Origin of the sequence: Micromonospora sp. LOL_015, assembly GCF_048060275.1 — a bacterium.
Taxonomy (GTDB): Bacteria; Actinomycetota; Actinomycetes; order Mycobacteriales; family Micromonosporaceae; genus Micromonospora_E.
The window spans coordinates 43,844-55,395 of the sequence record NZ_JBHMIO010000034.1 but is presented as its reverse complement, the minus strand read 5'-3'; the positions used below and the strand labels follow the sequence as shown (position 1 = coordinate 55,395).

The window sequence follows — 11,552 nt, the reverse complement described above, 5'->3', positions numbered from 1 at the left end:
CGGCCCACGGCGGCGTCCAACGCGTCACCGTCGAGTCGGGCACACAACCCCCGCACCGTCTTCTCGTCCGGGCCGACGTACCGGCCGGTCACCGGGTCCACCCGGGCACCGAACGCCTTCAACGTCTTCTGCGAACATCCGGCGATCCACTGCCCGACCGCGTACACCGACGCACTTCCGGCCAGGACCGCGGCGAGGGCCAACCCGACCACCGTCGGAAGCCGATGCCGGACACCCCGCGCGTCTCGCGGATCGGGAACCCGCGACAACGCCGCCACCAGGCTTTCCTGCCCGTCACGGCCCAACAGGACAGGCCGTGTCCTCTCATCCGACTGGCCTTGAACAGCGCTGATCAGCAATGATGCAGGCGCGGGCACGGTACTCCACAAGGTGATCCGAAGGCGTAGACAACCTCGAGATCACCGGAGCCGTGCCCGTTTCGTCAAATCCACTCCGGACCTCAACGCGGAGTCCTCAGCCGCACACTCTCCGACTTTGCCGTGCCCGTGACGCTCGCCTCCCGCCCGATCAGCAGCACATCTCCTGGGCTCGGTTCCGGGGTCCGGAGCAGCCGGTTGTTCACCGGGTCACCCGTCGCCACATGGCCTTTCCACGCCGTCGGCGCCTCGCTCCATCGGCCAGGTGGCGCATCCGCAGCTGGGGCACCATCTGGACTTCACTCGGAACGACCACAGCCCCGCGCAGAAGCCGAGCAGCGCCGCCCCGACGAACGCGCCGACGCCTAGCATCGAGACTTCCAGATGGGTTGAATTGGCGTGAGGATCATGACCACCTCGTCTTCTCGTAGGTGTCGATCCACTCAGGTTCGCGCCAAGGACCGAGTGAGTACGGACCTCCTGTCCAACGCGCAACCCTTGCGGACGACTGCTCGCTGACGAGGTCCACTCTCGCCGGAGGGGAAGCCACAGCGTCACAACGCACTTTGCACGTCTAGGGACGTCCTGGTTAGGATAAAGTCGTCCCTCGAAGGGTTGCGAAGGGGTAGTCATGGCGAACGGCCGTCTACGGGAAGCCATCCTGAACGCCGGCCTGACACCGCTGAGTTTGGCTGAACGTGTCGGAGTCAGCCCCAAGACGGCCGAGCGGTGGATAACGCTCAACCGTGTCCCCTACCCACGACACCGACACGCCATCGCCGGCCTGCTGAAAGAGCGTGAGTCGTACCTCTGGCCCAACGCCGCATCACCCGAGCGCGTCGCACGGGTGGCGGAATCCGAGGTCGTGCACGTCTACTCCCGCCGGTCCGCCGTGCCGTACGACCTGTGGCGGCGACTGATCGAGCAGTCCAGCGAACGAATCGGCATTCTCGTCTACGCCGGCCTGTTCCTACCGGAACTGGTGCCTACCCTGATCCGAGACCTTCAAGAAAGGGCGCTAGCCGGTGTCGACGTCCGACTACTCCTCGGCAACCCGGAGTCGGAGGCCGTGGCCCAGCGAGGAGCCGAGGAGGGGATCGGCGACGCAATAGCGGGCAAGGTGCGCAACGTGATGGCCTTCTACAATCAGCTCCAGGACGTGCCAGGTGTACATGCCCGGTTCCACAGCACGACTCTCTACAACTCGATCTACCGGTTTGACAACGAGATGCTTGTCAACACGCACGCCTACGGGTTCCCCGCCGCACATGCCCCGGTCTTCCATCTCCGGCGGCTCTCCGGGGGCGATCTGTTCGACACCTACGCTGACAGCTTCGACCGCGTCTGGTCCAGCGCCGCACCGATCTGGCCCCCGCCCGTGGCAGGCTAGGAGCCGTGGCCAGGACCGAGCACTTCAACAACCCGGACGCCCCTCGACCGAACTCGATCGTTGTCGCTGTGACCGCCTTCGTCCTCGACGCGGACAACCGCGTTCTCCTGGTACGACGCACAGACAACGACCTGTGGGCGCTACCGGGCGGGGCGCAGGACTTCGGCGAGTACATCGCCGAGACAGCCGTGCGTGAGACCAAGGAGGAAGCCGGGGTTGACATCGAGGTGACCGAGATCGTCGGCCTCTACACCAACCCGAACCATGTCATCGAGTACAGCGATGGCGAGGTACGGCAGCAGTTCTCCATCTGCTTCCGCGCCCGGTACCTGTCTGGCGAACCCACCACAAGCGACGAGTCGTCCGAAGTCCGATGGGTCGCCAAGGATGAGCTGAGCACGCTGACGATCCATCCGTCCATGCGGCTGCGCATCGATCACGGCTACGAGGGGCGTTCGAAGCCGTACATCGGTTAGGACACCGCGAGCCGACCCGTGGTGCGCTCGACGGCTTCCAGCAGTGTCGGTCTGGCCCGTACCCAGAATCTGGTGACCAGGTGATCCGGGCCATAGCGTTGCTCGATCTCCGCCAGCCGGTCCGCAACGGCGACGTCGTGTCCGTCCGGGCCGGTCGTCATGTCCGCGTACCAGAGGGCATCAGCCGTGAGCGACTGTTCCTGCGGGAACTCAGCGGCCAACTCGTCCCGAAGGCCACGTTCCTCCGCCTCGAACAACGCGCACGAGTGATGAGCCACCAGAGCGGCCACGCGATCGGACACCCCGACACGACGCAGCCACCGCCCGCCATCGAGAGCGTGCAGGCCGGTATCCGCCACGCCAGGGGCGTACCCGACATCGTGCAGCCACGCGGCAGCGACGAGAACCTCAGCGTCCGTCGGGTCCAGGACATGACTGACCTCGCCGGCCTTCCCGGCAACGGCCTGCACATGACGCCAGCGCCGAGGTAGAGCAGCAGCTAACTGTTCCTCGGCAAGCTCAGCCGCTCGCGCCACCAGTCCCGACATACCCGAGAGCGTACGGCGGCCCTAGAAGTCCCGACCGGCTTACGGCGGTCGGTTACGCGCCCGGTGCCGGCCGCCCGCCCGCCGCCGACTGCCGATGTTCAGCACGTGTGGTGTTGGGCCGGCCACCAGCCGGGGCGCGGAGTGGCCGAGCGCACGCCGCGCCGATCGCACGGGAGCCGGGCGCGTGCGGGGTTGCGGTCGCTGCGCCTCCGGCGGGGGCGCTCCGGCTTCAGGAATGGACGGGCCGCCGTCGGCTCGCGGTCCGTGGGTGGTGACGGTGGGGAGCCATTCCGCCCGCCGTCGACCCGGGCGAGCCGAGCAGACCACTGACCGACCCGCCAGCGTCCGTACGCACGTCAAGGCCGTCTTGACGTGGCGGGCCGGGCGGGCGGCCCGCTCCACGGTGTGCGGGGTCGACGGCAGACGGGATGGGGGGTGGATGCCCCCTATCGCTTCTCGCATTGCAGAGAGGGAGGCCCCGAGATGGTGATCTTGGCTCGTCCTCCGCAGCGAGCTACCCGGAGACCGGTGTGCCAAGTCCGACCTGCACGTGACTGACCTCGCCGGCCTTCCTGGCAACGGCCTGTACATGACGCAGGCTCAGCCGCTCGCGCCACCAGCCCCGACATATTCGAAGCGTACGGCGTCCCTAGACGGGCTAAGGTGCGGGTCAGGGGCCAGGTGAGGCGTGCAGCCCGCAACTCGACGCGGCACCGAACAGCGAGGGCTTACTGGTTAGAAGAGCCCGGCCTGGCGGTCCAGGCCGCCGGGCAGCGCCGGCAGCCGTACGGTGTCCCACGGCACCCGCTGCAGCAGGCGCAGCAGCAGCCAGCCGAGCAGCAGCCCGGCGACCGAGTCGGTCAACCAGTGGTAGCCGAGGTAGACCGTGCTGCAGAACAGGACCGCCGCCGGCAGCAAGCGCAGCGCCAGGTAGCCGGGAAACGGCCGCCGGGCCGGGACCTGCCGGCCGTACGACCGCAGCAGACCGGTGATCAGCAGGGCGATCACCGCGTACCAGACGATAGCGTTGGTGACGTGCCCGGACGGGTACGCCATCGCCGGGGTCGCCTCGGTGAACAGCCGCTCCGGGAACGGGTCGTCGAAGTTGTGCGGGTAGCCCCGGGGCAGCAGCACCTTCATCGCGCCGACGCTGAGGTAGGTCGCCACCACCGCGCCGAGCACCGGCAGCAGCGGGCGCACCGAGCGGACCCGCCGGGCCAGCCAGAGCGCCAGCACGGTCGAGACCGGGATCAGCAGCCAGCCGCCCTGGCCGAAGAAGTTGAGCACCCGGGCAGCCCAGTAGGCCACCGGCGGCCGGTGCGCGTCGACCCAGTCCCGTACCGCCAGGTCGGTGTCGAGAAACACACCGGCGGCGAGCGCCCCGGTCAGCCCGGCCAGCGCGGCCAGCAGCACCGCGTCGAGCCACCAGCCGGCCGGCGTCGGCCCGGACCGGCGCGGCGCGCCGGCCAGCGGCGCGGACGGGCGGGTGGCGGTCGGCTCGGGCACGCCGGCCAGGTTACCGAACCGACGCGGTGACGATGTCGTGTCGCTACGGCGACAGCTTGACGGCGGGACCACCACAAAAACCCTGAATATGGATCAAATCAACAGTGTTAGCCGAGCCACGGCAGGGGGCATCGCGGCGTCGTACCCGTCATGCTTGATCCCGTGCGGATCACCTCGGCCCTTGTGGACCCGGCGCTGCTCGACCTGCCCTGGTCGACACCGCTGGAGCAGTGGCCTGCCGACCACCTGGTGGCGCTGCCGCAGGGCATCTCCCGGCACGTCGTCCGGTTCGTCAAACTCGCCGGCACCGTCTACGCCGTGAAGGAGACCGGCGAACGGGTCGCCGAACGCGAGTACGACCTGCTGCGCGCCCTGGAGCGGATCGACTTCCCGTCGGTCGAGGCGGTGGCGATCGTCGCCGACCGCACCGACGCCGACGGCGAGCCGCTCGACCCGGTGCTGATCACCCGGCACCTGCAGTTCTCGCTGCCGTACCGGGCGCTGTTCTCCAACCAGCTGCGCCCGGAGACCCTGGCCCGACTGCTCGACGCGCTCGCCGCGCTGATCGTCCGGATGCACCTGACCGGCTTTTTCTGGGGTGACTGCTCGCTGTCCAACACGTTGTTCCGCCGCGACGCCGGCGCGTTCGCCGCGTATCTGGTCGACGCCGAGACCGGGGCGCTGCGGCCGGGCCTGTCCAACGGGCAACGCGGCGAGGACCTGGAGATCGCCCGGGTCAACATCTTCGGCGAGGCGCTCGACCTGCAGGCCGCCGGCCTGCTGCACGAGTCGATCGACCCGGAGACCGTCGCCGACGAGGTGGTCACCCGCTACGAACGGCTGTGGCACGAGATCACCTACGAGCAGCACATCGAACGGGAGTCCCGGCACGACATCGAACGGCGGATCCGCCGGCTCAACGAACTCGGCTTCGACGTCGCCGAGGTGGCGATGTCGGTCGTCGACCGCGGCTCCTACCTGGTCCGGCCGAAGGTGGTCGACGCCGGCTACCACAGCCGACGGCTGCTGCGGCTGACCGGCCTGGACGCAGAAGAGAACCAGGCCCGCCGGCTGCTCAACGACCTCGACGCGCACCGGGCGGAGAGCGACCTGACCGACGAGCAGCAGGCCGCGCACCGCTGGCTGACCGAGGTCTTCGAGCCGGTGGTCCGCGCCGTCCCGGCCCACCTGCGCCGCAAGGTCGAGCCGTCGGAGCTGTTCGCCCAGGTCATCGAACACCGGTGGCGGCTGTCCGAGGAGGCCGGCCGGGACGTGGGGCTGGCCCCGGCGGTCCAGTCGTTCCTGGCCGACGTGCTGGTGCACTACCCGGATGAGCAGGCGGTGCTCGGCACCGAGGTGCCGGCCGCCTGACCGACCCGGCCCTGATCAAGGGCCTGCCCGGCCCGGGTCAGGGTGCCGGCTCGGCGTCGTCGACCGCTTCGGTGGCCTGCTTGAGCAGCCAGCTCAGCCCGGACCGGCGGGCCACCACGGTGATCCGGTCCCGGGCCCGCAGCCGGAATCCCGACGCCGGCAGCCACACCGGTCCGGGTTCGCCGAACTGCGCGAACGCGATCACCCGTACGCCCGGACTGTCGCCGGCGGCGGCGAGTGACCCGCCGTCCAGCGCCGACCCGGCGGCGACGATCACCTCGGCGACCAGCAGCACGTGCCGGGCCACCGGGATGGTCGCGATCACCTCGCGGTCCATCAGCGCGGCGGCGAACGCCGGTGCCGCCAGGTACGACACGCTGCGGGATATGCCGATGTTGAAGGTGCGCTGGATCCGGCTGGCGAAGTCGCCGTCGAACAGCCGCAGCACGACGTGCACGTCGCTGTGGATCTCCCGGGCGTACAGCGCCGCCTGCAGGTTCGTCACGTCGTCGGTGGAGACGATCACCAGCGCACGGCAGGTCGCCACCGAGGCGGCGCGCAGCGTCTCCTCCTGGGAGCCGTCGCCGACGATCAACGGAATGTCCAGCTCCCGCGCGACCGAGACGCCCCGCGCGTCCGGGTCCTTGTCGACCCCGACCACCTCGACGCCGAGGTCGTGCAACTGCCACATCACCCGGGTGCCGACATTACCGAGCCCGACGACCACCACGTGCCCGGCCCGCTCCGGCCGGGTCTGCCGGTCGGCGATCGCCAGTCGGGCGTTCACCAGACCGTCCACCACGGCGGCGGTGAGCAGCGGGATCAACGCCAGCCCGGCCAGGCTGAGCACCACCTGCATCACCTGTACGGCGGCCGACTTGCCCAGGTCCGGATCGGCGCCGCTGAGCGTCATCACCACGGTCAGGTAGACCGCCTCGGCGACGCTCACCCCCTCGGCACGTGACAGCAGCATGCCGAAGACCACCACCACCGCCAGTACGCCGAGCGTGGCCATCCCGATCTTGCGGGTGGCGAAGGACCGCAACGCCCGGACCGGGTCCCGCCACAGCCGGGCGCGCTGGCGGGCCCGGACGATCCGACGGGCCGCCCGGGCCGGCGTCAGCTGGCTGCCGGCCGCCTCGGCCAGCACCAGATCGGCGGTGTGCTGGTCGGCCGGCAGCACCCGAGGGCTGCCGGCGTCGCTCAGGTCGGCCAGCCCGCAGATGACGTGCTCGGGGCGGACCTCGTCGCGCTGCGCCACATGCAGCGTCCGGCCGCCATGGCGGAAGTGGGTCGGCGACACCACCCCGAGGGCTGCCGCGACAAACGCAGGTGCCGCCATCGACGCGTCGGACAGCACCTCGCAGTCGGCGAACAGCCGCTTCACCCGGCTACCCAGCCGGGTGTTGAACATCCGCATCACCACCCGCAGGTCTGGCTCGACCTCCTGGGCGCACAGCGCGGCGTTGATGTTGCCGACGTCGTCCTGGTTGAGCAGCGCCAGGCCGCGCGCGCCGGCCAGCCCGGCGCTGCGGAACGTCTGCTCGGTGAGCCGGTCGGCCCGCAGCAGCCGGATCCCTTTGATCGACCGCATGTCCGGGCCGTCCGGCCGGGGCCGGGTCGGCACGATGACCGTCACCGTGGCGGCCGCCGCCACCAGCTCGCCGACCAGCCGGTAGGCCAGCGGGTCGTGCCCGCAGACGACGTAGTGCGGCCGGTTGTCGCCGTTGCTGCGCAGCCGACCGCCGACGGCGCGGCGGGCGCGGTCACGCCACGGGTCGACAGCCATGGTCCGGATGGTAGCCACCGACGGCACGCGCGGGGTGACCCCAAAGTCGCCTCCCCGCCCGACCGGACCGGCACACTGGACCCCGACACCGGACCCATCACCGCGGGCGGGAGGACGAACTCTTGGGACTGTCCCGAACGGTCGGCCGGCTCTTCGGCGTACGGTCCGAGCTGGTCCGGGCGGATCCGGCCGGCACCGACCGGGTGGCCGCCGGCACCGACGCGCTGGTCGTCGGCGGCGGCATCGCCGGCATGTGCGCGGCGATCGTCCTCGCCGAACGCGGCGTACGGGTCACCGTACTGGAAGGCGCCGCCCAGCTCGGCGGACGGCTGGCCGCCTGGCCGGAGACGCTGACCGACGGTACGGTCCAGCCGGTCGACCACGGTTTTCACGCGTTCTTCCGCCAGTACTACAACTGGCGGGCGATCCTGCGCCGGGCCGACCCGACGCTTGGCATGCTGCGGCCGGTCGACGGCTATCCGGTGTGGTCGGCGCAGTGGCCGCCGGAGGAGTTCGGCCGGCTGCCGACCACACCGCCGCTGAACCTGCTGGCGCTGTTGCTGCGCAGCCCGAGCCTGCGGCTGCGCGAACTGCGCGAGATGGACCGTCGGGCGGCAATGCCGCTGCTGGCCTACCATCCGGATCGGACGTACGCCGAGCTCGACCAGCGGTCCGCCGCCGAGGTGCTGGACTCGCTGCGGCTGCCGGACCGGGCCCGCGCCATGCTGTTCGAGGTCTTCTCCCACTCGTTCTTCAACCACGAGCGGGAGTTGTCGGCGGCCGAGCTGGTGACCAACTTCCACTTCTACTTCCTGGGTAATCCGGAAGGGCTCGGCTTCGACGCGCCGGAGCAGGACTACGACGCCGCGATCTGGCAGCCGCTGCACGAACATCTGCGCCGGCACGGCGGCCGGGTGGTCACCGGCGACGCGGTACACACCGTCATCCCCCGGCGGGCCAACGGTTGGCAGGTGCGGTGCGCCTCCGGAGCCGCGCACACCGCCCGGTACGTGGTGCTGGCCGTCGACCCGCCGGCGCTGCGCACGCTGCTGGCCGGCTCGCCACGGCTGGCCGAGGCCGCGCCGACGCTGGCCGAGCGGGTCGGCACGCTGGTCGACGCTCCGCCGTACGCGGTGGCCCGGCTCTGGTTGGGTGGCGACGTCGCACCCGACCGGCCGGTGTTCAGCGGGGTCTCCCGCCAGCCGACCCTGGACTCGGTCACCCTCTACCACCGGCTGGAGCGTCAGGCGCGGCAGTGGGCGCAGCGCAGCCGGGGCGCGGTGCTCGAACTCCACGCGTACGCCTGCCCGGAGCAGGTGCCGGCGGAGGTGCTGGCCGACCGGATGCGCGCCGAGTTGGCGTCGCTGTGGCCGGAGGTGGCCGACCTGCCGGTGCTGGAGTCACGGGCGCGGGTCGAGGCGCAGGCCCCGGCGTTTCCGCCCGGGGCGGCGGCGGGGCGGCCCGGTGTGGTCACCGACGCGGACGGGTTGTTCCTGGCCGGCGACGGGATCGACACTGATCTGCCGAGCGCTCTGATGGAACGGGCAGCGGTGACCGGGATCCTGGCCGCGAACCACATCCTGCGTCGGGAGGGCGCGGCCACCGAGCCGCTGCGGACAATCCGGCGGTACGGGCTGTTGGCGCGGGCGCCGCACTCGTCGGCCCCGCCCGGCGTCGACCCGCCGCAGTAGTAGTGCGGCGGGTCGACGACGTCAGGCAGTGCTCCGTCAGCTGGTCTGCTCGACCGCGTCGCGGATCTCGACGAGCGAGCCGGCGGCTTCCTCGCCGGTGCTGAAGTAAAACACGTACATCACCAGCGCGCCGCGGCTCGCCCAGACGCAGACCCCGCCGGGGATGCCTTCCAGGTCGGCGTCGCCGCACCGCGCCGACCCGCCCTTCGGACCGGCGTCGACATCGGTGACGTTGGTCATCCCGAGGCCCGTCGCGTCGCCTTCGGTGGCGTCGGCCAGCTCCTGGTCCGGGTCGGCCATCACGCCGGAGACGCCGGCGATCATCACCAGGTTCTCCTGCTCGATGTCGCCGTAGAAGGCGCCGATGCTGCTGGTCGACTCGGGCACGTCGGCGGCCAGCCCAGTGGCCACCTCCTCGGCGAGACCCTGGAAGGTCGGGTCGGTGTTCAGCTCGCGGCCGGCCAGGGTGTCCGGGGTGACCAGCCGGGTCTGGGTCGCTTCGATGACCTCACCGACGGTGTCCCGGACGAGGAAGAAGGTCACGGCCGCGCCGCCGAGGCAGAGCACCAGCACGGCGGCGAGGGCGATCAGGATGATCCGGCCCGCCTTGGACTTCTTGGGCGGCGGGGCCATCGGAACGCCAGGCTGGCCGGCGTAGGCCGGCCCGGGAGCGGCTCCAGCCGGCGGCACCGGCTGCCCGGCGGGCGCGCCCGGGTACTGCGGCTGAGAGGGGTCAGACATGTTCTACCTACTTCTGATGAGGGCCCCGTGACTCCTGACCGGCAGGCGGCTCGGAGCTTTCCTGGCAACCCGCTGTACGCGGGGCCGGCCGATCGTAGCGGTGGGCGGCGACAACTGAGTCGCCCGACAGGAACCGACGGGGTGGAATCACCACCGAACCGTTACCCGGGGCAGGAGCCACGCCACGACAGCCAGCACCAACCCTCAGCCACCAACTGCAGTCGTTACCGATACGCAACGTCATCTTCTGTGGTCGGGCACCGGTTGAGCCTGATGCCAGAGGTGAATCAGGATGCGCTTGTGGCATCAGGTCCACAGGAGCACCTTGGGTCGGCGGCGACACCGCTGTTGCCGTCGCTGGAGCCTTGAGCCAGCGCGGTAACGATCCATGATCGCATCAGCCACGAGGGCATGTCACACATCGGCCGAGGACGTCCCCCGAAACACGCCACCGGCACATGCAGCTCGCTTCGTTCACCTCCAGGAATTGATCTCAGGGCAAGACTTCAAGACATTCTCTACTGGACGACAGATAGCGAAGTACTGGAAGAAGTAGATCCGGTTGTAGCAGCAACAGTCGCCCACTATCAGTTTGAAACACTACATCCTTTTCATGACGAAACGGCAGAACCGGGCGATTCCTCGTCGTTGCACACCTGCTGAAACAGGGGGTTCTACTTGAACCCACACTCACTGCCTCCCCTTGGTTCGAGGCTAGGCGAACCGAATACTACGACCACCTTCTTACAGTCAGCACAAATGGCGACTGGGGTTGCCCATGTAAACGCAAGCGGCCTTGAGTCTTCCGCCAACATCACTCACAAAAAATGCTCAAACTCGTCGAAGCCCGTGAACACATGAAGGAGGTGATCAGAAATTCGACACTCAGAGCGGACACTGCCCACGCGCTCGTCAATTTCGCGATCGCGCATATCGCATTCACGGTCAGATTGACACAAAAAGAACTTGGAATATCTTACGGCCGCGCAAACGTATTGGTACAACAACTGGTTGACCTCGGCATGTTGGCCCCACTAGCATCAATCAAGCCACACGACTCGTCGGTTCTATGCAGCAGACGCATTCTCGGTACTTGTGGACTAGAAAAAATATCGTTGGGTTGGCCTGTTGACCTTCGCTGGCAGGTGGCCTCGAGGGGTCAGCGGTACAGCACACCTGCACGCGCCGTGCGCGCAACCGCCCCGGCAGGCACGCACAGGGTCTGCTCAAGTCTGCCGAGGGTGGCCGGCTGCACCTGCGGTACGAGCCCAGCGCCGCTGTCACGGCGACCCGCCGTGCGTCGCACGGCGGGACCTGCGCGGCAGTGCTGGAGCCCCCGGCCGGGCTCGAACCGGCGACATCTCGCTTACAAGGCGAGTGCTCTGGCCAACTGAGCTACAGGGGCAGCGTTCGTTCAGCGTCAGCATAGCCACTGACGTGGCGATACCGCCGCATCGGCCGGTCTGTCCGATCGATCTCTCCCGTTCTGCGTACGGTGTCCGTCGCTGCGGCGGTCGCCGTGGACCACCGGCCAAGGGTGACGAACAGTGGCATACCCCACGTCGATGTCCGTTTTGGCCAGTTATCGGAGGTAGTTGCGGGCCGTCCCGGTCTTGGCAGCCAGGCAAATCCCGTTTACCGTGGCGTGACACGCGCAACACGT

9 protein-coding genes, 1 tRNA gene and 1 pseudogene are annotated in these 11,552 nt (G+C 69.3%); 5 read left to right on the top strand and 6 right to left on the bottom strand.

Translation table 11 applies throughout. The features are described 5' to 3' along the window. Window positions 1-212 (bottom strand): annotated as a pseudogene (locus ACFHWU_RS22820) (hypothetical protein); the annotation flags it as partial. Between the two features lie 796 nt (window positions 213-1,008). Here ACFHWU_RS22820 and ACFHWU_RS22815 point away from each other — a divergent pair. Further along, complete coding sequence (locus ACFHWU_RS22815; protein WP_416591530.1) at window positions 1,009-1,767, top strand: XRE family transcriptional regulator; 759 nt, start codon at window positions 1,009-1,011, stop codon at window positions 1,765-1,767. 5 nt (window positions 1,768-1,772) lie between these two features. After that, entirely contained in the window at window positions 1,773-2,243 is a 471-nt protein-coding gene (locus ACFHWU_RS22810; protein WP_416551904.1) for an NUDIX hydrolase, read from the top strand. Here ACFHWU_RS22810 and ACFHWU_RS22805 read toward each other — a convergent pair. Further along, the gene (locus tag ACFHWU_RS22805) at window positions 2,240-2,791 is read right to left on the bottom strand and encodes an HD domain-containing protein (RefSeq protein ID WP_416551905.1); all 552 of its coding nucleotides are present in this window, start codon (window positions 2,789-2,791) and stop codon (window positions 2,240-2,242) included. The genes ACFHWU_RS22810 and ACFHWU_RS22805 overlap by 4 nt on opposite strands. 735 nt (window positions 2,792-3,526) lie before the next feature. After that, window positions 3,527-4,297 (bottom strand): phosphatase PAP2 family protein, encoded by a 771-nt coding sequence (locus ACFHWU_RS22800; RefSeq protein ID WP_416591529.1) that lies wholly within the window; start codon window positions 4,295-4,297, stop codon window positions 3,527-3,529. 150 nt (window positions 4,298-4,447) lie between these two features. On the opposite strand from ACFHWU_RS22800, the gene ACFHWU_RS22795 reads away from it, so the two are divergent. After that, complete coding sequence (locus ACFHWU_RS22795; RefSeq protein ID WP_416551907.1) at window positions 4,448-5,668, top strand: DUF4032 domain-containing protein; 1,221 nt, start codon at window positions 4,448-4,450, stop codon at window positions 5,666-5,668. A 37-nt stretch (window positions 5,669-5,705) separates the two neighbouring features. On the opposite strand, the gene ACFHWU_RS22790 is transcribed toward ACFHWU_RS22795, so the two are convergent. Next, window positions 5,706-7,457: an NAD-binding protein gene (locus ACFHWU_RS22790; protein ID WP_416591528.1), complete on the bottom strand. Its 1,752-nt coding sequence runs from the start codon at window positions 7,455-7,457 to the stop codon at window positions 5,706-5,708. A 122-nt stretch (window positions 7,458-7,579) separates the two neighbouring features. Between ACFHWU_RS22790 and ACFHWU_RS22785 the strand changes: the two genes are divergently transcribed. Then, a complete protein-coding gene (locus ACFHWU_RS22785; RefSeq protein WP_416551909.1) occupies window positions 7,580-9,148 on the top strand; it encodes an FAD-dependent oxidoreductase in 1,569 nt (522 codons plus the stop codon). 36 nt (window positions 9,149-9,184) lie between these two features. On the opposite strand, the gene ACFHWU_RS22780 is transcribed toward ACFHWU_RS22785, so the two are convergent. Then, on the bottom strand, window positions 9,185-9,889 hold the full coding sequence (locus ACFHWU_RS22780; RefSeq protein ID WP_416568720.1) for a hypothetical protein: 705 nt from the start codon (window positions 9,887-9,889) through the stop codon (window positions 9,185-9,187). Between the two features lie 384 nt (window positions 9,890-10,273). Here ACFHWU_RS22780 and ACFHWU_RS22775 point away from each other — a divergent pair, with 384 nt between their 5' ends. After that, on the top strand, window positions 10,274-10,552 hold the full coding sequence (locus ACFHWU_RS22775) for a Fic family protein (protein ID WP_416591531.1): 279 nt from the start codon (window positions 10,274-10,276) through the stop codon (window positions 10,550-10,552). Window positions 10,553-11,217: 665 nt separating this feature from the next. Here the strand turns inward: ACFHWU_RS22775 and ACFHWU_RS22770 are convergent. Next, window positions 11,218-11,294, bottom strand: a tRNA-Thr gene (locus ACFHWU_RS22770). Window positions 11,295-11,552: the final 258 nt, after the last annotated feature.

What these genes read in the sequence shown, in the direction of transcription:
- ACFHWU_RS22815 (WP_416591530.1), top strand. Translation starts at nt 1,009, where the DNA reads ATGGCGAACGGCCGTCTACGGGAAGCCATCCTGAACGCCGGCCTGACA.
- ACFHWU_RS22805 (WP_416551905.1), bottom strand. Translation starts at nt 2,791, where the DNA reads ATGTCGGGACTGGTGGCGCGAGCGGCTGAGCTTGCCGAGGAACAGTTA.
- ACFHWU_RS22795 (WP_416551907.1), top strand. Translation starts at nt 4,448, where the DNA reads ATGCTTGATCCCGTGCGGATCACCTCGGCCCTTGTGGACCCGGCGCTG.
- ACFHWU_RS22790 (WP_416591528.1), bottom strand. Translation starts at nt 7,457, where the DNA reads ATGGCTGTCGACCCGTGGCGTGACCGCGCCCGCCGCGCCGTCGGCGGT.
- ACFHWU_RS22780 (WP_416568720.1), bottom strand. Translation starts at nt 9,889, where the DNA reads ATGTCTGACCCCTCTCAGCCGCAGTACCCGGGCGCGCCCGCCGGGCAG.